Genomic DNA, 26012 nt, shown 5'->3' on the forward strand with positions numbered 1-26012 from the left:
TTTGTTTTTTATTTTTATAATAGAAATCATATATATCTCTAGTTTTATGATAAAATATATAAAATCCATAGTGATTTTACACTAAATCGCAGCAAAAGGAGAGATAACATTGGAAAGACCAGAAAAGAAAGATTTTGAATTACTTATTAAATTAATGGAATACGATTCAAAATATACAATGAGAGTAGGTATTTCAACCAATAAATTGTTTTTAATGACTTCGAGAAACGAACTCATATTAGAATTTAATTATTCTGAAAAGGAAATTATCATTAAAAAAATTCTTATTTATAACCAAAGAAAAGGGATTGGTAGTTACATTATAGATTTCTTAAAAAAATATATGAAGCAAAAAGGATATACGAAATTAACATTATTACATGCACAATATTATGATATGAAATGTTTTGCTGAAAAATTGGGCTTTGAAGATGCATATACACATGATTTTCGTTATGAATATGTAATAGAAGAAGACAATTTAGAAGATGCTTCATGATTTGGTGAATTAATAATACAGAAAAGAATAGTTTTCTAATAATAAAGATACTTACAGATAGAACAAACGAAATTATTTAATAACAAAAGGTCGAATATATAATATATTCGACCTTTCCATTTTGAAATATATTGATTTTCACATCATACGTTATCGTATTTTCATTTCTTTAACTCTTATTTCGTGAGTACGAGTTTTTCTTTTTTATTCACCGTCAGTTCTATCTCATTTGCACTTTTTAAGGAAATCTCTACTGGCTTTCCGAACCATTCTGTTTTATAGTTCTCCCCAGGGGCACCCGCAACTTTTCCCTTTAATACATTACCTTCAGTGTCAAAGATGCCTATTTTCAATGATTTATCATCAGATGCCCTCATGCTTATTTCATTATCTGAGACCATCATAAAAAATTGTTGGTTATTCTGTTTGTTTATCCAATTTCCAGTTAACTCATTTTTGTATTTCGTGCTCTCTAAATCTGCACTTTTCAACGTAAGTTTTTTTGCATTTCCAACATATACGTCTAAACCACCATTACCTGTTGTTTTGATTGTTGCATCTTTCCCATTCCAATTAGAGTTCTTCGTCGAATTCACGACTTTCCCCTTATATTCGTTATTCGAAACTTTATTGATTTTAATATTTAATCCTGGGGAATCCATTGAAGAATCTTCAAAATATGTGAAAGTAATTTCATCGCCTGCATACCATACACGACTTATTTCTTCATTTATCCAGTTCTTCTTTACTAAAGTTTCTAATTCCCCCAAAAGTTCATCCCTTGTAGCTTTTTCTTTTCCCTTTTGCTGTTCCCATGCAGAACGACTTTCTGTTGCTTTTTGGAGTTTTATCGGTTTATTGTCTGCAATCATTTCTAAATCACCATTACTTTTCAATTGCAATGTCATTTTTAAACCAATAGAACGTTCTTGTGCTTTCGAGCTTGAATTAACCACTGTGGCTTCTACCTTATTTCCCTGTACACGCTGTGTTTCTAAAGTTAAGTCCCAATGATTCCCGTCATCTTCTAAACTCATCACGATATTGTCATTGTTTTTCTTGATTGTGATATACGTATCATCATTATTCCAATTCCCGACTATTTTGCTAACTGCATTTTTTTCATTTTTATCTTTTGATTCCGTTGATACCTGTTCTGCTTCTTTTTTTTCGGAACACCCTACAATACTTACCATCACCATTATTATTACTAGTGTCATCCATCCAATTTTTTTCATTATTTTCCCCCGTGTACATATTTTGAACGTTCTTCCTTCTATGGTTTGTTCACATATGACTATCTCACATGCATCTATTCGCCCCCTATGTCTCAATAATATGTGTAAATCTTACCATAAAAACATTCTTAATATTATAAAATGTTAGTAAATAATTATAGCAAAAGGTCGAGCACATTCGACCTTTTTCATTTAATAGATTTACATATTATTAAATGAACATAGAAACGCTATTTCTTAGAGGTTATTGTTTTTACTAGGTGTTTTGAAGAAGCAAGGGAATTATGGATATGAGGTGATAGAATTGAACAATTTTCAAATAAAATCTTTTGTGTTATCAGAACATGCAAAAGGTAAAAATGTTATTTTAATTGATACAGAAAATGAATACAAACAACTGTGTGAAAGTCTAAATGGAGCTTATATCACAAACGCAAACGAATTAAATACTGTAGAAAATAATTTCGTTGTAATAAATAAGTAGCAGCTGTTACCTTTTCATTACATAAAAATTGCTCAGAGCCAACAAAAAACTCTGAGCAATTTTATATCTATCGATGTGAGTATATTTGGCTATTTAAACCCCTCTCTCTTACTAGTGGCGGTCTGCTATTTTTTCTCTTCTCTAAATAGTTAAGCCAAGCCTGTATATGTAGATACATGTTTCTTCCAGGGTCTTTAGTCTTAAGCCCTTCGGAAAAATCAGGGTCTAGTAATAATTTAACTATAATCTTATCGGTAATTTCTCTTCGTTCTTTTGTTCTTGGTTCTGTGTTAAACATCATTTCGCTATCAATAATGTTCCAAACTACCTTCATTTGTTCTACTTCAGTCCAATTTGCATTCCCCATTTTAAACCCCTCCTTTTAAAATGAAACAACTCACAAAGTAAATCTTAAAATTCAATTAATATCATAACATCATAAGTAAATATTTTCCAACGCAAAAAATACGTAATTTTAGCATGTATGTCCTCTGTGTAAAATAAATGAATCCAGCTATTTCTATCGCAAAAATAAAGATTTCCCCTTAATTATCGTAAGCTAGTACACGAAGTGAGGTGAGGAAATGAAACCAATATTTTTAGAAATAACTATTAGACTGGAAGATTGGCTCAATAAGCAGATTAGCACTACGACTTATTCTCATTATACGGTTATAGTATGCGCGAAAGACGATATGTACCCTTTGTTAGAAAAAGGTCTGATTTATGATGTGATTACCTTTGAGAATAAAGATACAACTATTAATAAACATTCCGAAGAGTTTTGGAACATTATAAAACAGCTAGAACAAAAAAGGACAATCGCATCCAGATATGAAAGAATGATAAAAATGATTAAGAATACATATCCAGAACTTTTGGAAGAAGAAATACATGTTGTAGCTTTAGGAGGAATAAATGATTATTTGATTTATGTAGCAGTTATTGTAGTTTTATTAACGCTAGCATTGTCTCCTACGTATCAAAACATGTTGTTTAATTGGTTACATCATTTCATTTAAATAAGCCCAAATCGTCCAATATAAAGCCGCTGAGAGCATATATGAAAAAAAGCCGGAAGTCCCGGCTTTTTGTTTGGTAATGTTTCCTTTTAATTGTGTAAATTAAATCACTTATACAAACCTCAAACAATAATGATATCCACTATTTACAGAATCAACAGGTACCACAGTATCTGTGTACTTTTGCATTACATCATCTATTGCTTTTTCATTGAGTTCTAGTATGTGATTGAAAAAGTCTTTTTCTACTAAAACATGCTTTGCTTCTTCTAAGCCTTCTGCTGCTCTTACAACAAGATTAGAGAACGAATATGCTTCTCGTAATAATCTAGCATTATCATTTGGAACAATCCCAGCAAGAACCTCCTGGACCTCTTTTTGAAGCTTATCATCTTGCCTCCATACTTTGAAAGTATCTAAGTGATATGGAGTGTTAGGATTATTTTCTTCGCATGTTGTACAATGCCCACTTACAATATACAAATCGTTAATCGCATATTTTTGATAAAGACCTTTGTAAATGTCCTGTATGGTCTCTTTAGGGATTTGTATTTCTGTGCTAGTTTCAGCATTGTATCCATAGTTTTGTCCGAAATTATCAATTGCCCATTCTTTGAATGTATCTAGGTTCATATATTGATTCTCCTTGTATGAATGGATTCAACTTTATTTATCGCCATCTATTACATAAAAAGTTGTTTCTTCATAATCCTCTTCATCGATTTCTTCCATAAGTTTTATTATTTCCTCAATATCTATTTCTAATATTTCCATTACTTCAGCCAATGAATACTCTTCTTTCTCTTTCATACCCAAAAAGGTCACTCCTCTTGTTGGAAAAGTCAATCTTGCTCTTGAGCTGAATGATAAAACTGAACTGCTTCTTCCTTTGTGACTACCTCGATTTCATTATCGTTATAATAATCCCATGCATTATAATGGTCCTGAAAAACTACATTTTCATTTTTATCAAAACCGATAATTTCGTAATGAATACTGTTTGTGTCATCTTCATACTTGTATTCACACACCAAGGCAACTTGCTTATCAACGATTAGAAAATCATCTTTTTTTACAACTTTTCCGTTTTTATCTTTTCTCACACATAAACACCACTTTCAATTATTTCTTTATGTTTAATTTTTCGAATTTCCAAAAGTAAGCAGCATGTCCACAGTCCAGGCACCATTTAATTAGTTTCCCTGTTACTGTTTTATGTGGGCACAATGATTGTACACGCTGAAGCGCCATTTCAGTTTCTGTATTTGCTAATTCTAGCTCATTCCATTTCTGGATTCTATTATGCTCTGCATCTTTATATTGTTTTTTTGCTTCTTCAAAACGCATTTTTATTTCTCCTTTTTAATGAATGTTTTTTAATATGAATTGAATTGATAGATTGCTTTTCTACTGCGTTTTAAATATAAAAAACTGGTTGTTCGAAATACAGTTTTTTAGCATAACCAATTTCCCCTTCGTATCTTGCATTGATTTCTTCCTCAATTGCTACCAACCTTTGTCTTACTTGCTGTACTTCGTCATCATTTATATCTGCAAGTAACAGAATTTCAAAGTCATTAAAATCATTCCATTTGCTATCGTAGGTATAATTGATAAGGTTGACAATAGGAATAGCTTTTATTTGATTAATAAACTCATTTCTCATTCTTAAATGCAGCAAATAAGCTTCTTTTTTGTTATTTTGATATGTCTCTGCGCGTTCTTCATACCACTCATTTGAATGTGTTTCTTCTGGAATTACTCCATAAGTTTCATATACAAGACTCTTACCGAAATGATAATTGCTCATCGACAATTCCTGAAGCAGCGAAATCAAAATATCGGTATTTTGAATAGAAATCACCTTGTTTTTTACATAGCATTTTCCCATCTTGTCATACAGTTCATCAAAATCAATCCAAACAGAGATTTCAGAATCAGAATTCCGCTTAAAAATCACTGTTAAATCCTGAATTGTATTGTAACAAAAATTCGGAAGACCATAGTTTGTAGAAGGTTCTTTCCCTAAACTTATTTGTAATGCTTGTAAAAATGGTTCGAAAAATTCTTTTTGTTTTTTCTTTGCAATCCGTTTTTTCATGTTACATTCTCCTTTTTTCTAAATTATATCATCGAAATACATTTTAGAAGTTATTTGTAGCAAAAAAGCAGGTGCTCGCCACCTGCCTATATAAAACATATTGCGTCTATTGTACGTTATTTTGCTTCTTTCGTAATACTTGTAAGTAAATGTGTTTCTTCTGCATTAAAAACAACTTATTCTAGCAAATAACAATATTAAGCATCCACATAATCAATTAAGAAATTATCAAATGAAAATGTCATAGATTCATTCCATTCAACATATTGATTTTTCTCTGTGTAATTCACAAATTCAATTGTTGTGTCTACACCATAAACATTTCGTACCGCAATTTGCATGTCTTTGTACAATAGATTAAACCCATCATTCGCAAAACGTTGTTGCATGATGGAGTCTATTCCTTTGTATTTGTGTTTTACTGCATAAGTATGTAAAGCAGCAAATAATTCATAAAAGCTCTCTCTTTTAATACTTTTTTGTATGATTGGTTGTTTCAATTGAGTTTCTGAAAACACTTCATTACTCTTTAGATAAACATAGATTTGTTCCATTACTTCAGAAAATAACTCTATATTTTTGATTTGGTTTTCTAAGTCATTGTTTGAACCTTTTTTTAAGGCAGCTGTCATCGTTTTAATAACTGCATAGGCTTTCAGATTCCCTTTTTTTAATGCTTCTATTGGATGTTGCGTCATGATAGTAAAACCCCTTTGATTTTTTTATTATTATAGCTTTTTTTGGAGAGTGATGGATGAAAATAATGAAAAAAATAAAAAAGTCCTGCTCATTAACGAATGAGAACTAGGACTTTTGCGATTATAATGTATCAATCAAATTTGCAATTTCTTGTATTTCTTTTAATTCTGCTTGATGACGTTCTTCTTCTATCTGGTTGCATATAGATGTAAATTCAAAGATTGCTTCCTTTTTTGTTTTGTACATTTTCACATCACTTGTATCGATATGAATAACAAAATAGAATCCAAATAACTCAAAAAACAAAACGTGTTCTTGGTATCTCGTGATAGGTGGGCAATTTTTTACATCAACACTCATTTCTTCAATTTTCTCGAATTCAAATTCCTCTTCCAATAAGGTGAACATATTTCCTATCAAAGGATGTGGGAAATCAGATATCTTGAAAAAAATCTTATCAAAATATTTTCTAGAAGGTTTTACTAAAACTTTCAACCTCATAGTTGTTTCACATAGTTCCAATAACTCATCTATGACTTGTAGTAATTGGTCATTAGAATAAAGCTGTTGTTTAAATCCAAGTTCTTTTTCTTGCACAAAAATCCCATTTGGTTCATATAAAACACTTAACTTCCCCTCATATCCTGCATGATGAAAATTAAATCCCAATTGATTGTAAGTAGAATACCCTTCGATAAACGAAAATCTTTTGATTTCACTCTGTTTTTTCTCAAGTATATCTAATACTGTGCGATAAGTTTCTATTTTTTGATGCACGCAGCCTTTTTCTAACTCCAAAACATAATAGGGGTGATTTTCCTCAAGGTATCCAAATAAGTCGTTTATTTTATAACGATTCAAAGAGTTCGTAGGAAATAAAGGGACATTTAATTCTGCTGCACAATCCAAAGGAACCGGAATTTGATTGCGAATCACGATAGCTTGATAACCTAATTCCATTGCCAGTTGTTTTGCATATTGAATAAAATCATCCAGGAAAGGAATTTCACTCGTTATAATTTGAATTAAGTGATTGGAAAGAAAGTCGATAGTCACATGATAAGCCTGATAAGAAACATCTTTATCCGTGCTCTTGATGATAAATTCTTGTAATTCTTTGTTAAGAAATGTGTATTTGGTATCATCAAAATAAAGACCCGTTCTAAGAGACATATGTTTTGCTTTCAAGTGTTTTCTTAACTCTGTTAACGCTGTTTTCATTAGTTTTGTGTTAAACACACTATTTGACGCATTATCCTTAGACGTTTTTGTATACATAAGAAACCCTCCGTTTTTTCAAAGTATAACACGGTATTTAGGAATTTGCTGCAAGTCTTATATCAACGATTTCTCGCTAAAGAAAGAATGTTTATTCTTAGCTTTTTTATAAAATTGGGATTAAAAGTTTTGTATTTGCTATATTCCTCCTGAAATTTTTAAGAATATCTTAAGATTTTTATTCTGTATTTCTTAAGAAACTACCTTTAAAATTTAGAATGTCTTATTACAACGGATAATTATATCTATAGCAGAAACAGATGTAGATAAGGAGCAAGGAGCGAAATAAATGAAAAAGTTATTACTCTTAATCATAGGATTAGGATTCATCGTATATGTATTACCTTTTATTTTACGGGGGGATTTAGACAGAGCTAATCCGTTCTTTGAAAAAAAATATGTATATGCTGTTGCAGAGGGGTACGGAATACCTAATTCTCTTCAAAAAGGAAGATATTTATATGTATTAAACGGCGTTGATGAATCAGGAAAAGAAAAGGAATACGAAGTAGGGGTTGGTACTCCTAATGATTTTATAAGAAAAACATATTTAAGAATTACTGTACAAGGAAGGTATGTCTTCTCTTTTGAGAAGGTGTTAGAAAAAGAAATTCCAGAAAAAGCTAAAAAGAAATTAAATATATAGTATATAAAATGTCGAATTAAACATACTGTTGTCATGAACTAAAAGAACCACTGGTGTGGTTCACATCACACTACTAATGGTGGAGGTGAAATTATGAAGCATACTCCCCTTGATTCGTACAAACAACGAGCTACAGAGCGTATATTAAAACAATGTTTAAAAGACAAGAAAATAACCCAACAAGAATATCAACAAGCAATTGCAAGAATTGAAAAAATAAATACACTTGTGTAAAACAAGTGTATTTATTACCTATTATAATTTCTTTGTATTGTAATTCACTAGCTAATTTAACTGTTTAGCAGCTCATTGTATTTCTTGTAGTGTTCAATAAATATCTTGAATTCTTCTTTAGATAAATATCCGCACGAACTAAACATAGGATATCCATTTATTCCTCTTGGGAGCGCTTTTGAGTATTCTTCATATAATGCTACTGTTCCTGCTGGGAATTCGGCACCTAAAGATACTAAAAGCATAAATGCATTTGAAATTGATTCTTCATCTGAAGCCATAAATACTTCATTTGTAATTACTCGTTTCGCTAATTCTTTTAATTCTTCCGCAGTTCTCATATTATTTCTCCTTTAATTATATATTTTCATTTAGAAAAATCTTAAAAACAAAGTATTGTTCTCTATCCTAGTTTAAGAATTGTTTTTATAAGCCAAGAGTGAAAATTCACCACTTAACTTTGGATTAAAAAATCGCACTCCGTTCAGGAACCCTTGTAACATGAATTTTACTTCTTGTTCTATATGGATTAATCCCTTTTCTTTTGTACGTTTTAACGTGTCTAAATACCAATCAAGCTCTTTTCTTAAATCGTTTTCCGTTAGCACCATTTCATAGCATGTAGTAAAAGTATTAGATGGTTGTTTCAGTTCATCCCATGAAATACCAAACGTCTGCATGAGGATTGCATACTCGGATTGCTTTATTGACATGAGGTCAGCGAACATATAATTCGCTTGTGTTAGTTCCCTAATCTTGTTTATCAGTGTGGATTTTTCCATTTTCTCGTTCCTCCGTTTTAATTAGATTTTTTCTGATTTTTAAAAATCCCTCGACTTAGTTTTGAGTTCAATTTAGTACGTATCTTGTCTATTTTCTAAAGCTGATACATTATAAACCCAAAATGGATAAATGATTCAAAAAACATGCTTTACGAAAGCTAAGTAGTCCAAATAACATGGATAAAACCTGAAAAATAAAAATAAAAGCAGTTCAAATCGCAGTACATCACGTAAACTAACAAAAACCCACAAAGAAAAATGTTCTTTGTGGGTTTTAATTTGGTATTATGCAGTAATTGAATTTTCTTTGCACCAATCTTCATAAGCGCAGATTAGAAGGGTTACACTTACATGTTCCGCGAAATTACGAACCATATTATAAAGATTTGCTACATTATTAGCTGTTTTATCACCTTTTTTAATCTGTTCTTTCAATAATTCTTGGTTATCGTAAATACCTTGCATTACCTCTTTAATTGTCATTATTGTTCATCCTTTCTGCTTCCTATTCTTTCATATACACTATGAATTCAAGTGTATTTGTTATATTTAAATACGAATTTATTGGTATAAACCCGTTATTTTTATCATTTTAACCGAAATAAGTTATATCGAAAAATAAATACCTCTTGATTACATTGATTATATATGTTGTTGTGTATGTACTTTAATTGTGTTGGCGTTGCTGTGACAATACAAAATGGAACCATCTTTTTCTACTACAGTATACAGATTATCATTTACAGAGAAGATGTTTCCCTCGAATATAACTGTTTCCGTTTCTATATGAAACCTATCATCCGGATACTCTTTTCCATTTAAAACAACAATTAAATATTGCATCATTATAAACACGTCCTTGCTTCTTTGTATGTATTGTATTTCGCTATTTGCTATGAATAAATTCTGTATTCTTAAATTTATAACCAGAAAAGAAGTTTTTATGTTTGTGTAATGATTACAACAAGCCCTCCGATTTAAATGTGTGAATAAAGTAAATTTATCGTATGTAAAACAAAACAAAAAATCGTTCCATATACAATATATGAAACGACCATTTGTGAAGGGTAAATGGAGATGGCGGGAGTCGAACCCGCGTCCAAAGATGTTGCCACTTAAGCGTCTACGAGTGTAGCCGATACATTTGAAATTCGCATATGCACTAGCCTACCGACGAGCATTTGCATAGCTAGTCTGGTCATTCTCTTCCTTCGTTCTCAGACGGTGAACTCCGGCGTATCTCACTTCAGTGGACCCCTTAAAACTACGTGAGCAGCAATTATAAGGAGCTTAGCCGACTAAGCAGCTAAAGTTAGTTCTTGTTTGCCAGTTATAGGCGTTAGCGTTTTGTCGCGGGCGCAACCCTCGACTCGCAACTTAAGTTCAAACCACCCCTGTCGAATCCAGAAACATCCCCGTGATGGTAAAAAAATATTCAATTAATTACTTACAAATTCATAATACACGATTATTTAAGAAAATACAATCCAGAAAATTTATTTTTAATATATTTTTTTTAAAGATTGAGTTTCCTAACAAATATATATACAATGAACTGGTACACGTTATTCTTTTAGGAAAAAATAACAGAATCCTTTAAAGAAAAACCTGGTTTCAATAGATATAACGATGGGTTATACATAATCTGAATTCTAATTTAGGGGTTATACTTACATGCTTACTATTACTGAAATCAAGAACATTATGCAATCAATTGAATTTTCTAATTCGTTTTACATTGAACTTCTTATAGACTTCAATGTAATGAATTACAAAATACAGAATGCTTCATTTCCAGAAAAAATGGTAAATTCAACAGGGAAATATATAATTGGACTTATCTTGAACGAAAACGGTATGCATGTATACTCAGAAAATGAAGAAGTTTTCGGTAACATACCAACAATAGAAGAACTAATCGTAAGCCATGAATTAAAAAAACAGTCTGTGAAAGCAGAATTCATAGACCAAATCATAGGATTAGTTGAAAAAGAAGATAAGTTAAAACATTTTAAATTACCTTTGATATTCTTATCCAATGCCTGTTTTATCTAATATGTTTCAGTGTCATCTTGAGATTGGTACATATTTTTAAATAAAAAATGATTATTATAAGGAGATGTCCTAGAAATGACTACAGTTACAGACTTAACAACAAATCCAAAATACCAATTTGATGATTTACGAATCTTAATTATTGAAGCAGATAGTAATAATGAAGTTCTTGCCTTCGTAGGTAAGTATTCGAACCCTACTGACCACTTTGGACAAGGTTTGATTGATGCAAATAACCTTTGGAGACAAAAAGATTGTCCAAGTGTTTCTACAAGAAATCCTTCAAAACGTCCTGATGGTTATGTAATGACTGGCACTAAAAGTATTGATGGTTTCGGATATACATTAATGGTTAGTGCGGAGCATTTATCTATTATGAAAAATGAAGATTTTAAAGCAAAAGTAGCTCCATACGGATTTTAATACGTTCATTTTTATCGATATTGCTTTCAAATAGAAGCAGCATAAAAAGAAGCAGGAGAATTCATATGCAGGAAAAAATTAATCAAATTAAATCGATTTTGCCAACATACATTCAATCGTGGAATAAAATCCCTTCTGATATTGATGTATCTAATGTAAATATTATAGAAATTAGAAAAGTTGAAGGATTTAAAACAGAAAACGATTTAGCATGGATTGTTGGATTCGAAACAGATGTAGATATATATCGAGAACTATTACTAGATGAAGAATTAGAATATAGCATTGAAGAATTTAAAGAAATGATAGAAAAAGAAAATGAGACATATGGAATGTTAGCAAGAGATGTAGTTTGTTTTCAATTTTTTGATGAATATCCATTAATTTATCGTTCTAAGTAATTCGAGAAGACAGGCAGATGATTATATTAAATCATCTGCCTTTTCTATTTGTTAAGTAATCATCAAAAATGCTATGAGTTTTATTTTGATTCATTGTCGTGGTCTTTCCTTGCTTCTGCAATATTTTGTCTTATCCCACTAATAACAAATCGAAATATGGTTCTTGAAATTATAAATACGAAAATACCAAATCCCAAAATTGATACCCATACAATCATATTAGAAAAAAACATATTTCCAGATTTCATATTAAACGTTGCAATTTGTTCCTCGCTTGTTAATTCCTGTGTAGTTTCAACCCTAACAAGATATATATCAGTTTTTGGAATTTCAACCACATACATTGTTTGGATTCTGCTTCCATTAACCTCGGAATCCATATGTCTTTTTTTCATCGGAAGAGGTTCCCAAAAATCAGACATATTTTCTTCTTTTGATGGTGTTAAAATAGAAATTTTGTAATTATCTCTTTCCTGAAAAGCACTTGTTTTATTGAAATACAAAGTATATGTTCCTTGTTCTAAAGTGATAGCATCTTTGTCAGAAAGTGTTCTACCTGCATTATTTTGAAATACATAATCGGGATGTTCCCAGCTATTTTTTGCAAATTCACTGCCTATTGTAGTTATGAAAACCAAAGCTAAAAAAATAATTAGCGGTATTTTTATCTTTTTTAACAATTCCTGAGACCCCTTATCCATCACTTTCACTCCTCCTGTTCTGTAAACTTTCCATATTCTAGGGTATAACTTCAAAATGTCAACAAAACATTGAAATGAATTAAACTGGTTTGATGCAAACAAAAAAAGTAACGATGTTAAAAATCGCTACTTTTTGTTTATAATTTCATTTAATGATTGTTATTGGGTTGCTAATTATTCAACCCATTCCCAACCTTTTTCTAAACTATCAACCGTTCCATTAGCAACAGTATAATAGTCTCCTTCTTCATCAGTAATACGATATCTGGCAAATTGTTTATTAGCTCCCAAACCCATTATTGAAGAAGCTTCAGCCTCATATATTTTATCTTGTTGTAAATTGGTATATCCTTTTTTTAAATAACGAACTTTTTTTATTTTTTCACCAAGTGTATTCATTGCCATATTCTCTGTCTCCTTCGTACACATTTCATGTACATTCTTAGTTTATTTTAATTTGCACGCCTACAGACCCTTGATAAAAAGCTGTTGTAGTTTGTTTTGCAATTCCTCGGAGGAACCTTGTAAGTCTTTTGATACAATAATAGAACATTCGTATTTTTCGCCTTTGTCCGTTTCAATTTTGTATGCTACGAAAAAGTATCGATATAGTTTCGATTTACATTCATGAACACGTATACGTGATTTGCGAATAGAATCATAAGAATCTACGGTACAATCAAGTTTGTTTCGTTTGTTCAAAAATATAAATTCACTTTCTACTTGTTCCCAGTCCCCCAGTATGGAAAGTAGTGAATCGAACTCATGCTTATAATGTTCATAAGATGAAAGGCTATTGCCGTGTTTGCTAAAAAAGTTTTTAAAATGTTTCATTGGTGGTTTAACTAGGTGTTTTAACTTGTTTTCCTCTTTAATCTGCTCGATTACTTTCTCTACTGCATTTTTACTATTGTTTACAGGTGAAATAAGTAATACTTCTTGTTCCTTATTTTCATTTAATGTATAAAACATCAAAGTTTGATAATCATCTATTAATGTTAAAAAGAATTGCCAATCTTCATACTCAACAAGTATAGAAGCATTTTTTCTAATTAATGAGTCTATGTTATTACTATTTAGTTTAGGGATAATACGAATCAACGGATTTGTTGATAGAGCTTGTTCCAAAAATGATTTTGTTATTAAAAACTTTTGGATTTTGCATTCTATATTTTTCGATATTCTAGCTCCCAGTAATCGACCTTGTTGTAACATTGGATACGAAAATAAAAACCTGATAACGTCTTCTCTTGGTTCTTCTTCATCTGTGTCTGATTGAAAAATTGGTTCCAATTCACAGTCATTAAAATAATCGACAAGCAATACACTTTCATAGTCATTCAACGTAGCATATTCATGCCAATAATCCATTATGATAAGTAGTAATTCATCAAATTGTTCTTTGATTTCATCTGTTATTTCTTTGTTTTGACGACTAGAAAAAATAACAATTACCTGAATAGCATTCAATGTTTTGTCAGTTTGATTCATTAATTCTGTTCGTAATTGAAAACCGCCACATTTTAAGATAAATAATTTCTCGCTAATTTCTTTTATTACTCGTATGCCTGTTTCTTTACTCCATCCTTTAATGTTGTCTACATATAAATCTTGATTGGGTAACACTCTTTCTGTCATTTTTGTATTCTCCTTGGTTTTTTTACCAAGTATAGCATGCATTTTATAACCATCACAAAATTGGTTAGGATTTTTATTGTTTGTAAAAAGAACACCCCTGGATAGGATAATTAGCAGGAAATTTCGGCTGGCTGCTATAGATATTTTAATTTGTTCTGGCAGCTTGACTTCAAAATATGAAACGTTTATAGCTATATGACTGCTGCAATTCATTAAACATGAAATGTTATAGCTATATGATGGCTACAATTTATTGAACATGAAACGCTATAGCTATATGATGGCTACAACTCAACAAATATGAAACGTTTATAAGCTAAATCCTTTCACAGGAATTTTGTTTATTTAAATAAAATATAAGGTTGAATCCTTTTTAGAGAGGCGGAAGCAACTTGGGAGATATAATCGTTCATTTTGATAGAGAATGGGAAGGAAATGTAATGAGGATGGATTACAAGTGGGAAAAGGAAGAAAAAGAATATTTAATTGAAGATATACCTTGCAAAAAATTCCCGCTCGGAAACGAAGATTACTTAGAGGATTATGTTGCTTTGGCGTTGGATATGATAATTCATTTGCAAATGAATGGAGATATGGAAGAGACAGTTAGTTTCATTGAAATCGAAAAAATAGATGGATTTCTAGATGAATTAAAAAGCCATCTTGATAGTCAAAAAGGTGAATAAACCTCATAAATTTTCGAAATCATTGCATGTATAGGTTTGTCCAACAAAAAAACGTCTCTATTTGCATTGAGACGTTTCTTTCTATGTAATCTATGATAACCCTTTAATGATTGGGATAGTATCTATTTCTTCTTCATCACCTTCATAAACACCACGTTCTTTTAGGTATTCAATAAAGTATAAATCAGCTTCTTTTTCGTCATAAGGCTTAACGGATAAGACATATCCTAATTTGTTTTGTTCTGAAGACTCTACGCCGGACATATATACTCTAACTTTGTTTTGTAAGAACAATTCCTTCACGGGAATAATCATTTGATTGAACAAATGTTTTAATAAACTAATTTCTTCTGAGAATGTATACTTCTCAATGCTGGAAAGGTCCGCAAATACAACTCCAATGAATCCCGTATTAAAAATTTCATGATAATCTTTGTCTTTTCCTATGTAATGGTTCCGCTCTTTTAAATAATTAATAAAATAAGATTCGCCTTCTTTATTAGTAAAAGGTTTAGTTGATAGAATAATACCTATTTTTTTCTGTTTCGATAAATAGATACAAGACATGTAGGCAGCGACACCATGTTGTTGAAACATTAAACTAGATGCCTGCAAAAGACCATCTAATACTCGATGTGCGATTTTCATATGCTTACGAGCAAAATAATATTCATTTTTTAGAAGTTCCATTGTATCTGCAAACGCAGCTCCGATAAATCCTGTATTAGAAATGGTAGGAGGAGTTTTTTTCTTTCTTCCTCTTCTTTTACTTTGCGCCACAATCTTCATTCCTTTCCGCTCTGGTAAAGTGTCTGTTTTTACGAACACCAAACACTTGTTCTTATAACTAAAGTATACAAATAATGGAACGAAAAGTAAAGAACGAATTATTCATTTTTTGCATTTTTCACTCGTATGTCGAATTCGAACTTCAAGTGAAGGAGTATTACAGAAAAATAACCCCAAAAAATCAAATTAAGGCTATAATATTTTAAATAAAAGCGTTCCATTCATATATTGGTTCGCTGAATTGAGTAAAAATAAAACATGAAGAATCATTTAAAAGGAGTGTTCGAATTTGATTAAAATTAAAAAAGGGACAGTTGTTCAAGATTGGTACGGAAAAGACATAATGGGAACATACGTGGTTTCGATTATCCCATTAGGAAACCTATTAGGTGATAAGTGGGCTTTAGTTTCTCTTAATGGACAAGGTGTAGCAAACGGTTATCGCGATTCTTTAGAAGAGCTTGAAAAATCATTAAATAATAGTGGAACATGGAAAGCCCTTGATGTGAATCTAGAGGAATTAATTGAAGAAAAAACTGCTAATCAACTAGAATTGAATTCTTAATTTAAAATGAAACTATAATACAGGAAAAAACCACAATAGAATGAGTATCTAATTGTGGTTTTTTTTGTTATTTTGTTTTACCCATGATTTTCTTTACATTCTCTGCAATATAGACAATAGTGGCATCTATAGTAGCTGCACACCTCATATTTGCCACAGTCTTCGCATTTGTATCTGTCTGCTTCGAACTTTCTTCTGCATTCTGGACATTCATTGCTGTATCCGCCGTATCCCATATAGCACCTCCGCTCTTATTTAAGCTTTGATACATTACAGGAAAAATTTGAAAGATGCAATAAAAAATAGATATTTTTTATATAGATTCCTATCGATGTATATCTGAATTCTTTGTTACCTATAATGAGAAAAAAAGACCTGTTAAGGATGTGAAAATCATGAACATGGAGACGCAAATAAAAGATTTCGAATTATGCATTCAACCAAGAATAGATGTAATCAATCGACACGAAGTATGGATAAATGATAACCCGGAAAACATAGAAGGCATTCAACACCGGAAGCAACTTATCAAAGATGAGGAAGAAAATATTGAGCAATTTATGAAATTACATATACTCTATCATGCTATGCTGGAGAGAAAATAAACTGAAAAACGATAGCCTAAAGATAGTCTATTTATTTTAACGTATTTAACAATAAGCCCCCTACCTTGGGCGGAAACGGCAGGTAGGGGGCTTTATATGCTACATGAATTTAATTAAAGTAAAGCAATACATTTTCTATCTCAATCTGCTTATTTTTATGTTCTTCTCTTTCTGCCTTCAAGTGCAAATCTACTTTTAGCAAGTTATCTTGCGTGGAGACAAAGTGCAAATGTGTATCTCCCATATCCACTGTTCTTTTATCTTGTTCTTCATCTTCAATTAATTGCGGAAATACTTTTTGAATAAATGTCCATTCTTCATTTGAAAAATTTTTCTTTACGACAGCTTCATAAATAGAGGAGACACCAACGTCTTGGGTATTTGGTTTCATAAATTTTTTTATGAATTCATATTTCTCTTCGCTATCCATTTGTAAAAAGAATATTTGCAAACCACTATTAGGAATAGGTTTTACATAGACTGTTCTAAACGGCAACCTTTTTTTGAATAATCCAAAAAGCATAGAAAATGTAATTCTTTCTGGACCTTCTATTTCCAGCCCCCTTTGTATTAATCCGTCTTTGATTTCGTCCAATGAATCAGTAAACAGACATAAACCAAAAATTCCTCTCTTTCCTTGGTTGTATTTATCTACCCATTCACTTTTCCACCCACCACCATCTAAGTTTTTTAAATACGGTAATTCTAAATATTGTTCTCCTACCCAAAAATTTGCTACTTTAAATCCTTTTGTCCCTTTCCCTTTTTGAGGCTCAAATGGAAGGTTCAGTTTATCAAATTCTTTTTTTAATTGATTTATTTTTTCTAAATCATTATCAATATGTATGACAAAATGGTCTAGGCGTAACATTGTATGATTCCCCCTTCTATTTCGAACATATCTCTTAACACTCTATATACATATATTAACAAATAATCTTAAAAATTCTGTCGCTTCTTGGCTGAAAGTTCTAATTAAAACCATGATTCGTATTCATTGTAATAACCTAAATATCAAGAAGACCAAATCAATAAGATTTGGTCTTCTAATTATGATGCTATTTTCGATATTTATCTGCAAAAACAGAACTACTTAAACTATGATTCCGCTGCTTTTTCTTTTAATGAATACTTATCTCGAATTGGTAATGAAATTAAATACCATATACTTCATATACTACCTTTAAATACTCTTCTCTGTTGTTTACATCAACATTTAATTCCTGAGTTTTTTTTACAGCAATTTCTGCTTTATTTCTAATTTCATCGTCCGACAAATGACTAATATCTTTACCAAGACCTATAAATGATGATTTTATCGAATCTATTACTATTACTTCGTTCATAAAATAATCTCCTTACCTTCTTTGATTGCTGCTACGTAATATGAATTTACGTTGCGGCTGTTTTTCATATAATTATTTTATCGCATGTTTCTATAATTAGGCTGAAAATTACTAGTTTTATTCATTTACCGAACAAAAAAAGACGAAATCATCATATTATGATTTCGTCCAATTAAGTATATTACCAACTATGCTCCTATTTCTGATTTTTTCATTTCAGTCGTTACTGAATCCCAACATTCTACATTTGTTAGTCCAGGGATATTTTCTGCATAGAAAACAGGCTCTTTTCCTTCTTTTTTCTGTTTTCCATAATCACGTAAAGCAGAAAATGCCACTTTAGATAATAAAGTAATTGCTACTAAGTTTGTTAAACACATTAATGCCATGAATAGGTCCGCTAATCCCCATACAAAATCAAGACTTGCAACTGCCCCTACCATAACCATTCCTAATACAGCTAAACGATATACAAGAGATAAAACCTTATTTTCTCTAACGAAATCTAAGTTTGTTTGACCATAGTAGTAGTTTCCAATTACAGAAGAGAAAGCGAATAAGAAGATAGTGACTGTCATAAATATGCCTGCCCAATCCCCTACGTTTTGTTTTAATGATGCTGTTGCTAATTCAATACCTGTTAATTTTGTATTCTGCCAAGCATCTGATAATAATACGATAAATGCAGATGCTGAACAAATTACTAATGTATCTGTTAATACACCAAATGCTTGCATCAAGCCTTGTTTCACTGGATGTGATGTATCCGCTGTAGCAGCTGCGTTAGGAGCGCTTCCCATACCAGCTTCATTTGCGAATAGACCACGTTTGATTCCCCAAGTTAATGCAGCACCAATTGTTCCTCCAACGGCTTCATGTAAACCAAAAGCGCTGTCCCAAATCATTTTAAACATGGATGGTAATTCTGTAACGTTAATTGCCATTACATAACCAGCTAAACCTAAATAGAATAACGCAAGAACAGGAACGACAACTTCTGAAAAACGAGCAATCTTTCTAGCTCCGCCAAAAATGATAATACCAGTTAACACAACTAAGATACTTCCTGTTACTGCACGACTAATTCCAAATGTGCTTTCAACTGAAATTGCAATTGTATTTGCCTGTACAGAATTAAATACTAAACCGAAACAGAAAATAATTAAGATTGAGAATAAAACTCCCATCCAACGTTTGTTTAAACCTTTTTGCATGTAATAAGCAGGACCGCCTTTAAATCCTTCCTTATCTTTCACTTTATAGATTTGAGCTAAGGTTGATTCAATAAAAGCAGAAGCAGCTCCAAAGATAGACATAACCCACATCCAGAATACAGCACCTGGACCACCAAGAACGATAGCGATTGCTACACCGGCTATATTCCCTGTACCAATACGAGTAGCTGCTCCGATACAAAATGCTCCAAACGAAGAAATTTTCTTTTTACCATCTTCAGCAATGCTACTTTTTTCAAATGTTATTTTTAACATCTCTACAAAATAACGCAATTGTACAAATCCGGTTTTAAATGTGAAAAACAAACCTAGTATAACTAAAAATGGTATTAAAATATAAGTCCAAAGGTTGTCATTCACTAAACCGATTGTTTTATTTAAAAATTCTAACATCTCAACCTACTCCTTTCTAAAGTGTTTATTTATTTCTCAGCCGTTTCAGGAATACCTTTTTGAAATTTCTAACAAATCAAAAATCAAGAGCATTAGTGGTGAAAATACAAGATTAAATGGCATACTTTGTTGGTTAATCTCGTTAGTAACAAAATAAAAAAGCCCCATTCATAAGAATGGGGCTTCTACTCGTTTACTATTTAAATACTTGTACGTATTATTAACTGATTTCGTTGAAATGGAACGCTTGTTGTATATGTAAAGTTCAATAAGGACGATAATTATCGGGCGTCTACTGCATCAGATTCTTCATCTGACTCTAAATCAACGTAGCAGTCCATTGTATGAAGTGTTTTTTCTTCATGGTTTCCATAATAAATGGTAATACTCATGTTAATCTCTCCTTTGTTTAGGAATCCCTAAAAAAGCAATCTGATATTACTAAATTTATATTGTTTATTATATACTATTTCCCTATTCTCCACAATATACCAAAACAATCATTATGAGAATTTTTTCAAACAATGATACGCTTTTAGTCTGTTCTCCTATTGAAAAAAGTATACTACATCGTTTGTATTGTTCTTCATTGATATTTTCTTGCCTTTTTATTCTTTCAGAGGCAGTTTATCGTTGAAAATGAAAAAAGACTCTTGATAAAAAGAGTCTTTTATAAGTCGATTTAAATTTCATTTTTTTCAAGAGTTAAGAAAGAGTATTTATTTTCTAGTTTTCTTACTGCTCCTTCTACCGCTCTCCAAATTGCGTCTTCAAACTTATCACTGCCAAATCTTCCGAAATCCGAAGCATAATTCCAAGATAAATCTACAAATTTCACACAACGAATTTCTCCACCATCATTAAATAAGTCATTTAAAAAATTATTGAAATTTTTTAGTGTTATGCCCTTCAAAGAAACATTGTGATTTTGTGCTTGTCTCTCTAATGAAAGTACCATTCTGTTAATCGTGTATTCTAAATTTGACATTGTTTATTCCTCCAACATAGTTTATTATTTGCATTTCATTCATTACGAAAAGAGTCTAGTTCTTTGATATCGTTACAAATAATTCTTCATCGTTTGCATTGACAATACACGTAACTGGAATAAGGTCATCTGGATTTCCCTCACTGAACATATATCCCAATTTGAAACGTCTAAAACATGTAGGAATAAGTATCTTGTCTTCTTCTTGTGTTGGTATAGTTTCTCTTGGAAACATGGTTAATGCAGAAGCAGAAGCATAATGATTTTCATCGTTGATGTGATAGCCACTAAGTCTTAAATGTACAAAGTGATTGTCTTTAACGAAATTAGCAATCTCCTCTACAGTCCATTCTCCGTATTGTGCTTCTTTCCCGTCTCCAGAAATATATCTTCCTTGAATCTTTTTCATATAAAAGACACCTCTTTTGTTTTTTAAAAAATTATAAAGTAATTTCCCAAAAATGGTTAAAAAACAATTAGATTCTTAGGGTTGTTGTACGTAAAAATAAAAAAAGTGCTCAAAGTGAGCACTTATATGTTTGTAATATCTAATTTATAATCACCATAAAAGAACAGTTCAGAATCTCTGGTAAAAGTAGGGTCTCCTATGAATTGAAATCCATGTTTTGTTGCAAATTGATATGCTTCGTTTGTCATGAGGCTTTCTATCAAAATAGAATCATAGCCATTCGCTTTACCGTATTGTTTTAATTCCGATAATAAGTATGTTCCATAGCCAATTCTTGTGTGTTTAAATAAAATTCGTGCTATGGTAATTCTTTTTGAATGTTTATTAAAGCGTAACATGAGCTCGTTTCCTTCTCCTGTGATGAATAAACGTCCCATATTCGTTCTTACTTCTACTTTTTTGCCGTTATCTTTCTCAAATAATTCAATAATCGTTGGAAATTCTTCTATTTCAATTGTAGTAAACATCGTTCTTCTCCTCTTTGTTTCTCTTTTTAACATTGTATCATAGGGATAAAAATGAGGTTAAAAAGTGTAAACATAATGAGAATGATGAAATGCACCGATTCGACTAATGTATATTACAATGTGACATTACGCGAAGCGAAAAAGATAAAACGTATTGCATGAATGGTTATGAACTTGATATATTGATAATGAGTAAGAGTTTAGAAAGGGATAGGGTCAGCTATCAATTTCTATTTTGCAGCCTTTTACTTACGTTTGCGGGCTTTCTTTTGTGAAAGCCTTTTTTATTTTTCTGCTTCAATGGAAAGTCATTCTATAAAACTTCTTAACTTCTTTAGAATTAAAGATGTTTTCGTAACAATTCATTAAATCGTATTTTTCATAATAAAAACGCCGGAAACTCCGGCGTTTAATGATTTAATGAGAAAAAGTTTTCATATATGTTTCTAAATTTGTTCCAGATGTATACGCATCAGAAAACTTTGCAGACCAAGCCGACCAATCATTCACTTCTCCTGCTTCGATGTTAACAAGTGTTGCAATGTCATACCCTAATAAGCTTGTTAATTTATCTCGATTTACTTTCACTTTGTATGTACCAGCTGTTACAGATACATTTTGTAGTTCTGGAAAGTCTGCTAATATTCTTCCTGAAATATAAACGAGTGCTTTTTTAGTCTCTTCATCGCCTTTTTCCTTTAATATATTGTTCATTGAAGCTTCAACGTCTTTTCCTTTTACTTCAAATTCATCTGTCATGTACTCTGCATATGGTGTTTGTGATAAAGAATCTTTAATTAGTTTAGACATAGATGTTTGTTCTTCTAGTGGTAGTTTATATGTATGAATAGATGCTACGACATCACCACTTACTTTTGTAGGTACATTTTTAAAGTGAATGAATTTATTAATAAATCTCGTATTGCTGTCATATGCCTCATCGCTAATTTTGTACATATATTCATTTGCAAAATGACTTGAGAAGTTATCTCCCCAATCTGTATCTCCTTTTTGCTTTTTCAGAAGTGCCGTATCAAACCCTAGAACTACATCAAGTTCTTTTCGATTTACATCTGCTACATAATATTTACCTTCTGTATTCTTAGGCATATTTAAGATGATTCTATCTATTTGCGGATAATTAGCTAGAACATAAGTAGTTCTTGTGATTAAATACGAGTTTAAATCTGCGTAATTTCCTTCTTTTGCATAGTGGTCATATAAATCTGGGAATGTAGCTTCATTATAACGGTTGTTAAACGGTTGAGATTTTTTTAATTCAGAATATGAATTATGGAAATCTACAATAATTGTAGAGCCTCTTTGTTCAACAGATTTTACATATTTCCCAAATTGGTTGTGGTCTAAGTGGAACTTAAAAATGTCTTGTACTAGTTTTTCATGTTCGTTCATAGTTGTGCTTTGTGTTTGTTCTTGTTTTGTTTGTTGCGGTGTATCTGTAGAACCCTTCACGGTTTGTTTTGATGTATTTTCTAATGATTTTGTTTGTGAATTCGTTGTTGTTTCTTTATCGTTATCGTTACTGCAAGCAACAGATGTCACAATTGCAGAAGCAGCTAATAATACCATTATTTTTCTTTTCATTTTTTTGTCCCCCATTGATAAAAACTCTTTTCCTCTTATACGTTTGAATTGTTTCGTACATATTAGCATATTACTTGTTAATTGGGAGATTTCCTTTATGAAAACAGAATTATTGCGAATAATTATTCTTATTCTCGTAGAAGGGAATTTCTTTTCGGAAGTAACCAACATAATAATTAAGAAAATTTAGTTTACTTCAATTAACTCTTGAATTAGAATAGTAATTATTGGAATTTGGACATCAACTTATATTTAGAACTAGAAACTAAGCAAATGGAGGAATGGTTTATGACAGTTGGTAAGAAAGGTACATTAGATGATTTGAGCTTAATGATTCTGGGGAAAATAAGTTTATCATGGATACAAGAATGTTTAAACCCAGCCAATAAAGATGAAAAAGTGGGTGATTTATTAGAAAAATTCCAAAAGAACAATAATAACGCTAGTATAGGTAACCAAAGTATTATACTTATGGCAGCATATTTATTTTTTGTGTATCCAAAAGAAAAAGATTTTAAAATTGGAGATTATTCGTTTGTTGACGCATCAAAGTTCAATGTATCTAGTTGGGGTAAAAAACGTGGGAAATACCATCTTTGTAGAAGGATAAGAAATGCTTTGGCGCATTCAAGCGTTCATATCGATGAAAATGGGCAAATGACTTTTGAAGACACCAACCCATATGATGAAACAGATGTCTTCAAATGCACAATTTCGGTTGGAGATTTTGGAACATTCATTGAAAAATTTATGAATAAATCTAAAGACCGTTTCTTCGAAAATAGAGTTTAATAGAATAGTTGCTTAACTTACGGAACTCGATAGCCAGTAAAAAATCAAAAACAAGCTTTAAAAGAGCTTATTTTAAAAATAGAGTTTAATACATATAATTTTGGAAATAATATAATTAAACCTAATTTTACTGTTAAATAGGCTTATTCGTGCCCACCTCCCAATGGGATACGGACTGAAACGAACTAAACCAGCAAAAGAAACTGCCCTTTACACCTGTTTCTTTTGTTGGTTTGTTTGTTATAAACAAATAAACCATTAATGAAAAAACGCAAGTGTTTAATTAAACGCTTGCGTTTCGTTTTTTTACTGTCGGGTTGTACTATTCGATATCAAAGCTACTATCGCAATTTTTACAAACTGTATGTTTCCCCAATTCATCGATATGAATATCTTTCTTTTCAACATTTTGTAAATGACCACAATTTAAACATGTAACTTTTTTAGACATAATCTTTTCCCCTTTTCACTCGTTTTTTTCTCTATAATTTTATACTACATTATCATTTTTTGGGAAAATAACCTTGTTTTTTACTCATATGACAGACGATACTTATCAAACCTATATAGGATTCTAAAAAAATCCAAAAAAGTTAAACTGTTTAATTAAGATAAAGAAATTTTTAAAACGACAGAGAATTAGTTAAACAGTATAATAATTTCAAGGGAGAACTCTTGGAAAATAAGAGTGCAACAACATTTGGAGGGGAAATGATAATATGAATGACGAGATTATTTCAATCATTACTTTATATGAAAAAGATGGCGATTTTACGGGAGGAGTAAATGAAGAGACGATTCAACAAGCAGCGCAACTTCTAAACATTTCATTCCCAAGCAGTTATCATTGGTTTTTAAAACAATATGGTAGTGGCGGTCTTGACGGGATGGAAATACACGGTTGTGAAAGTACAGCAGTGGATTCATCTGTAGTCTATCATACAGAATCGTATAGAAAGAAATATGACCTACCATTACAATATATTGTTTTAAACGATATAGATGGCTCCGTAACATGCCTAGATACAAGTCAAATGAAGAACGATGAGTGCCCTGTTGTTTTTTGGAGCCGTTTTTCAAAGACACTGTATGCAGTTACCTACGACAATTTTAAAGATTATCTATTAGATGCTTTACAAGAAACTGTAGATAATCTCTATGATGAAGATTAATTAGTTATAGAATGTATACTATCGAAACTGTAAAGAATCGTAATGGAGGATTATTATGTCAGTTAATCATGAATTACTCACCAGGTTTCTTGTGGAAGCCAAAAGAAATACATACGATTAATCTGAAAAGGCGCATTAACTCCTAGGCGAGTTTTTTCGCCTTTCTTTTAGATAAAAATCCAAAATAAAAAAGAGGGAATATCCCTTCTCGATTAAGCTCGCACTATCGCCACACCGATTTCATTTGTCCAATCATTTTCAATTGTGTGCTTGATATAATCAACTAAATCTTTTTTAAGGTCTTCGCCTTCATGCCACTTATAGTTATAGAAAAGCTCTGTACCTTCGATGTGTCTATAATGCTCTTCAGTACCACCAAAAGCTTCAACAATCATGATTTCAACTCGTTCAATCGCTTCATCTAGCATGCCATGATTTTCATCTGCACCTAAAGCCTTAATAATTACATTCAGACCAATTTGTTTGTTTACCAATTCATCTAATAACTCAAATAAAGAGTCAATTTGTTTTTCATATTTATTCATTAAAGTGTATCCTCCCTTATCCTACTTCAATTATATTTTAACACAGCTGATACGATGTTTCTTCCTTCGAAATTTCCGTTTCTAATTCTTTGCACTTTTGCTGCAATTCTTCCTCACTTATCCATTCCGTGAGCGTATGTTTAACAGCATGGAA

At 31.3% G+C, this 26012-nt stretch carries 40 protein-coding genes and 1 other RNA gene; 13 read left to right on the forward strand and 28 right to left on the reverse strand.

From position 1 onward, the window contains the following. Positions 1 to 109 precede the first annotated feature (109 nt). A complete protein-coding gene (locus tag PDL00_RS04490; RefSeq protein WP_270726878.1) occupies positions 110 to 499 on the forward strand; it encodes a GNAT family N-acetyltransferase in 390 nt (129 codons plus the stop codon). Between the two features lie 176 nt (positions 500 to 675). Here the strand turns inward: PDL00_RS04490 and PDL00_RS04495 are convergent, their stop codons facing one another. Next, positions 676 to 1737 (reverse strand): hypothetical protein, encoded by a 1062-nt coding sequence (locus tag PDL00_RS04495; protein WP_270726880.1) that lies wholly within the window; start codon positions 1735 to 1737, stop codon positions 676 to 678. A 304-nt stretch (positions 1738 to 2041) separates the two neighbouring features. Here PDL00_RS04495 and PDL00_RS04500 point away from each other — a divergent pair, with 304 nt between their 5' ends. After that, positions 2042 to 2221: a TraG/VirB4 family ATPase gene (locus PDL00_RS04500; RefSeq protein ID WP_270726883.1), complete on the forward strand. Its 180-nt coding sequence runs from the start codon at positions 2042 to 2044 to the stop codon at positions 2219 to 2221. A 67-nt stretch (positions 2222 to 2288) separates the two neighbouring features. On the opposite strand, the gene PDL00_RS04505 is transcribed toward PDL00_RS04500, so the two are convergent. Beyond that, positions 2289 to 2588, reverse strand: coding sequence for a hypothetical protein (locus PDL00_RS04505; RefSeq protein ID WP_270726885.1), 300 nt, complete (start codon positions 2586 to 2588; stop codon positions 2289 to 2291). Between the two features lie 217 nt (positions 2589 to 2805). Between PDL00_RS04505 and PDL00_RS04510 the strand changes: the two genes are divergently transcribed. Then, positions 2806 to 3243 (forward strand): hypothetical protein, encoded by a 438-nt coding sequence (locus tag PDL00_RS04510; RefSeq protein WP_270726887.1) that lies wholly within the window; start codon positions 2806 to 2808, stop codon positions 3241 to 3243. Between the two features lie 111 nt (positions 3244 to 3354). Here the strand turns inward: PDL00_RS04510 and PDL00_RS04515 are convergent, their stop codons facing one another. The 7 genes from PDL00_RS04515 to PDL00_RS04545 form a co-directional block, all read right to left on the reverse strand. Beyond that, positions 3355 to 3876: a hypothetical protein gene (locus PDL00_RS04515; protein WP_270726890.1), complete on the reverse strand. Its 522-nt coding sequence runs from the start codon at positions 3874 to 3876 to the stop codon at positions 3355 to 3357. A 33-nt stretch (positions 3877 to 3909) separates the two neighbouring features. Beyond that, a complete protein-coding gene (locus PDL00_RS04520; protein ID WP_270726892.1) occupies positions 3910 to 4059 on the reverse strand; it encodes a hypothetical protein in 150 nt (49 codons plus the stop codon). 26 nt (positions 4060 to 4085) lie between these two features. After that, the gene (locus PDL00_RS04525) at positions 4086 to 4346 is read right to left on the reverse strand and encodes a hypothetical protein (protein ID WP_270726894.1); all 261 of its coding nucleotides are present in this window, start codon (positions 4344 to 4346) and stop codon (positions 4086 to 4088) included. Positions 4347 to 4365: 19 nt separating this feature from the next. After that, positions 4366 to 4590 (reverse strand): hypothetical protein, encoded by a 225-nt coding sequence (locus PDL00_RS04530; protein ID WP_270726896.1) that lies wholly within the window; start codon positions 4588 to 4590, stop codon positions 4366 to 4368. A gap of 70 nt (positions 4591 to 4660) precedes the next feature. Continuing rightward, positions 4661 to 5344 (reverse strand): hypothetical protein, encoded by a 684-nt coding sequence (locus tag PDL00_RS04535; RefSeq protein WP_270726899.1) that lies wholly within the window; start codon positions 5342 to 5344, stop codon positions 4661 to 4663. A gap of 197 nt (positions 5345 to 5541) precedes the next feature. Next, positions 5542 to 6042: a hypothetical protein gene (locus PDL00_RS04540; RefSeq protein ID WP_270726902.1), complete on the reverse strand. Its 501-nt coding sequence runs from the start codon at positions 6040 to 6042 to the stop codon at positions 5542 to 5544. Positions 6043 to 6163: 121 nt separating this feature from the next. Beyond that, positions 6164 to 7321 (reverse strand): hypothetical protein, encoded by a 1158-nt coding sequence (locus tag PDL00_RS04545; protein WP_270726904.1) that lies wholly within the window; start codon positions 7319 to 7321, stop codon positions 6164 to 6166. A gap of 289 nt (positions 7322 to 7610) precedes the next feature. On the opposite strand from PDL00_RS04545, the gene PDL00_RS04550 reads away from it, so the two are divergent. Together PDL00_RS04550 and PDL00_RS04555 are read left to right on the forward strand one after the other, a co-directional pair. Next, positions 7611 to 7967 carry a YxeA family protein gene (locus tag PDL00_RS04550; protein WP_270726907.1) on the forward strand — a complete coding sequence of 119 codons (357 nt, stop codon included), beginning with the start codon at positions 7611 to 7613 and terminating at the stop codon, positions 7965 to 7967. 93 nt (positions 7968 to 8060) lie between these two features. Beyond that, a complete protein-coding gene (locus tag PDL00_RS04555) occupies positions 8061 to 8201 on the forward strand; it encodes a hypothetical protein (RefSeq protein WP_270726909.1) in 141 nt (46 codons plus the stop codon). A gap of 56 nt (positions 8202 to 8257) precedes the next feature. Here PDL00_RS04555 and PDL00_RS04560 read toward each other — a convergent pair whose 3' ends face one another. The 5 genes from PDL00_RS04560 to ssrA form a co-directional block, all read right to left on the reverse strand. Further along, entirely contained in the window at positions 8258 to 8542 is a 285-nt protein-coding gene (locus PDL00_RS04560; RefSeq protein WP_270726911.1) for a hypothetical protein, read from the reverse strand. Positions 8543 to 8614: 72 nt separating this feature from the next. Then, entirely contained in the window at positions 8615 to 8983 is a 369-nt protein-coding gene (locus PDL00_RS04565; RefSeq protein WP_270726915.1) for a hypothetical protein, read from the reverse strand. A 285-nt stretch (positions 8984 to 9268) separates the two neighbouring features. Beyond that, entirely contained in the window at positions 9269 to 9466 is a 198-nt protein-coding gene (locus tag PDL00_RS04570) for a hypothetical protein (RefSeq protein ID WP_098006123.1), read from the reverse strand. A gap of 159 nt (positions 9467 to 9625) precedes the next feature. Next, on the reverse strand, positions 9626 to 9829 hold the full coding sequence (locus PDL00_RS04575; RefSeq protein ID WP_098517844.1) for a hypothetical protein: 204 nt from the start codon (positions 9827 to 9829) through the stop codon (positions 9626 to 9628). Between the two features lie 223 nt (positions 9830 to 10052). Beyond that, positions 10053 to 10400, reverse strand: a transfer-messenger RNA (tmRNA) gene (ssrA, locus tag PDL00_RS04580). Positions 10401 to 10657: 257 nt separating this feature from the next. Here ssrA and PDL00_RS04585 point away from each other — a divergent pair. The 3 genes from PDL00_RS04585 to PDL00_RS04595 all read left to right on the forward strand — a co-directional run bounded on the left by PDL00_RS04585 (position 10658) and on the right by PDL00_RS04595 (position 11862). Continuing rightward, positions 10658 to 11038 carry a hypothetical protein gene (locus tag PDL00_RS04585; RefSeq protein ID WP_270726918.1) on the forward strand — a complete coding sequence of 127 codons (381 nt, stop codon included), beginning with the start codon at positions 10658 to 10660 and terminating at the stop codon, positions 11036 to 11038. Between the two features lie 75 nt (positions 11039 to 11113). Beyond that, on the forward strand, positions 11114 to 11461 hold the full coding sequence (locus tag PDL00_RS04590; RefSeq protein WP_270726921.1) for a hypothetical protein: 348 nt from the start codon (positions 11114 to 11116) through the stop codon (positions 11459 to 11461). Positions 11462 to 11526: 65 nt separating this feature from the next. Further along, positions 11527 to 11862, forward strand: a complete 336-nt coding sequence (locus PDL00_RS04595) for a hypothetical protein (RefSeq protein WP_270726923.1) — start codon at positions 11527 to 11529, stop codon at positions 11860 to 11862. Between the two features lie 80 nt (positions 11863 to 11942). Here PDL00_RS04595 and PDL00_RS04600 read toward each other — a convergent pair whose 3' ends face one another. The 3 genes from PDL00_RS04600 to PDL00_RS04610 form a co-directional block, all read right to left on the reverse strand. Beyond that, complete coding sequence (locus PDL00_RS04600) at positions 11943 to 12566, reverse strand: hypothetical protein (RefSeq protein WP_270726926.1); 624 nt, start codon at positions 12564 to 12566, stop codon at positions 11943 to 11945. Between the two features lie 171 nt (positions 12567 to 12737). After that, entirely contained in the window at positions 12738 to 12968 is a 231-nt protein-coding gene (locus PDL00_RS04605) for a hypothetical protein (protein WP_270726928.1), read from the reverse strand. 60 nt (positions 12969 to 13028) lie between these two features. After that, a complete protein-coding gene (locus tag PDL00_RS04610) occupies positions 13029 to 14201 on the reverse strand; it encodes a hypothetical protein (protein ID WP_270726930.1) in 1173 nt (390 codons plus the stop codon). Positions 14202 to 14593: 392 nt separating this feature from the next. Here PDL00_RS04610 and PDL00_RS04615 point away from each other — a divergent pair, with 392 nt between their 5' ends. Then, positions 14594 to 14887: a hypothetical protein gene (locus PDL00_RS04615; protein WP_270726931.1), complete on the forward strand. Its 294-nt coding sequence runs from the start codon at positions 14594 to 14596 to the stop codon at positions 14885 to 14887. Positions 14888 to 14977: 90 nt separating this feature from the next. On the opposite strand, the gene PDL00_RS04620 is transcribed toward PDL00_RS04615, so the two are convergent. After that, the gene (locus tag PDL00_RS04620; RefSeq protein WP_270726933.1) at positions 14978 to 15667 is read right to left on the reverse strand and encodes a hypothetical protein; all 690 of its coding nucleotides are present in this window, start codon (positions 15665 to 15667) and stop codon (positions 14978 to 14980) included. A 298-nt stretch (positions 15668 to 15965) separates the two neighbouring features. Here PDL00_RS04620 and PDL00_RS04625 point away from each other — a divergent pair, with 298 nt between their 5' ends. Then, a complete protein-coding gene (locus PDL00_RS04625; RefSeq protein ID WP_270726936.1) occupies positions 15966 to 16241 on the forward strand; it encodes a hypothetical protein in 276 nt (91 codons plus the stop codon). A gap of 67 nt (positions 16242 to 16308) precedes the next feature. Here PDL00_RS04625 and PDL00_RS04630 read toward each other — a convergent pair whose 3' ends face one another. Continuing rightward, entirely contained in the window at positions 16309 to 16455 is a 147-nt protein-coding gene (locus tag PDL00_RS04630) for a hypothetical protein (RefSeq protein WP_270726938.1), read from the reverse strand. 181 nt (positions 16456 to 16636) lie between these two features. Between PDL00_RS04630 and PDL00_RS04635 the strand changes: the two genes are divergently transcribed. Continuing rightward, a complete protein-coding gene (locus PDL00_RS04635; protein ID WP_270726940.1) occupies positions 16637 to 16846 on the forward strand; it encodes a hypothetical protein in 210 nt (69 codons plus the stop codon). A gap of 109 nt (positions 16847 to 16955) precedes the next feature. Here the strand turns inward: PDL00_RS04635 and PDL00_RS04640 are convergent, their stop codons facing one another. The 7 genes from PDL00_RS04640 to PDL00_RS04670 form a co-directional block, all read right to left on the reverse strand. Further along, positions 16956 to 17717 (reverse strand): VOC family protein, encoded by a 762-nt coding sequence (locus tag PDL00_RS04640; protein ID WP_270726943.1) that lies wholly within the window; start codon positions 17715 to 17717, stop codon positions 16956 to 16958. 283 nt (positions 17718 to 18000) lie between these two features. Further along, positions 18001 to 18192: a hypothetical protein gene (locus tag PDL00_RS04645; protein ID WP_270726944.1), complete on the reverse strand. Its 192-nt coding sequence runs from the start codon at positions 18190 to 18192 to the stop codon at positions 18001 to 18003. 188 nt (positions 18193 to 18380) lie between these two features. Beyond that, complete coding sequence (locus PDL00_RS04650) at positions 18381 to 19820, reverse strand: alanine/glycine:cation symporter family protein (RefSeq protein ID WP_270726946.1); 1440 nt, start codon at positions 19818 to 19820, stop codon at positions 18381 to 18383. A gap of 682 nt (positions 19821 to 20502) precedes the next feature. Further along, complete coding sequence (locus PDL00_RS04655) at positions 20503 to 20808, reverse strand: hypothetical protein (RefSeq protein ID WP_270726948.1); 306 nt, start codon at positions 20806 to 20808, stop codon at positions 20503 to 20505. A gap of 55 nt (positions 20809 to 20863) precedes the next feature. After that, complete coding sequence (locus tag PDL00_RS04660) at positions 20864 to 21217, reverse strand: hypothetical protein (RefSeq protein ID WP_270726950.1); 354 nt, start codon at positions 21215 to 21217, stop codon at positions 20864 to 20866. A gap of 122 nt (positions 21218 to 21339) precedes the next feature. Next, on the reverse strand, positions 21340 to 21744 hold the full coding sequence (locus PDL00_RS04665; protein WP_270726952.1) for a hypothetical protein: 405 nt from the start codon (positions 21742 to 21744) through the stop codon (positions 21340 to 21342). Positions 21745 to 22161: 417 nt separating this feature from the next. Continuing rightward, entirely contained in the window at positions 22162 to 23349 is a 1188-nt protein-coding gene (locus tag PDL00_RS04670) for a hypothetical protein (RefSeq protein ID WP_270726954.1), read from the reverse strand. 288 nt (positions 23350 to 23637) lie between these two features. On the opposite strand from PDL00_RS04670, the gene PDL00_RS04675 reads away from it, so the two are divergent. Then, positions 23638 to 24141 (forward strand): hypothetical protein, encoded by a 504-nt coding sequence (locus PDL00_RS04675; protein ID WP_270726956.1) that lies wholly within the window; start codon positions 23638 to 23640, stop codon positions 24139 to 24141. A 322-nt stretch (positions 24142 to 24463) separates the two neighbouring features. Here PDL00_RS04675 and PDL00_RS04680 read toward each other — a convergent pair whose 3' ends face one another. After that, positions 24464 to 24592, reverse strand: a complete 129-nt coding sequence (locus PDL00_RS04680; protein WP_270726958.1) for a hypothetical protein — start codon at positions 24590 to 24592, stop codon at positions 24464 to 24466. Between the two features lie 268 nt (positions 24593 to 24860). Here PDL00_RS04680 and PDL00_RS04685 point away from each other — a divergent pair, with 268 nt between their 5' ends. Continuing rightward, positions 24861 to 25313, forward strand: a complete 453-nt coding sequence (locus PDL00_RS04685) for an SMI1/KNR4 family protein (protein WP_270726959.1) — start codon at positions 24861 to 24863, stop codon at positions 25311 to 25313. A gap of 212 nt (positions 25314 to 25525) precedes the next feature. Here the strand turns inward: PDL00_RS04685 and PDL00_RS04690 are convergent, their stop codons facing one another. Then, on the reverse strand, positions 25526 to 25858 hold the full coding sequence (locus PDL00_RS04690) for a hypothetical protein (protein ID WP_270726961.1): 333 nt from the start codon (positions 25856 to 25858) through the stop codon (positions 25526 to 25528). Positions 25859 to 26012 lie beyond the last annotated feature (154 nt).

It is taken from the genome of Bacillus cereus group sp. TH152-1LC (genome assembly GCF_027710505.1).
Classification (GTDB): domain Bacteria; phylum Bacillota; class Bacilli; order Bacillales; family Bacillaceae_G; genus Bacillus_A; species Bacillus_A mobilis.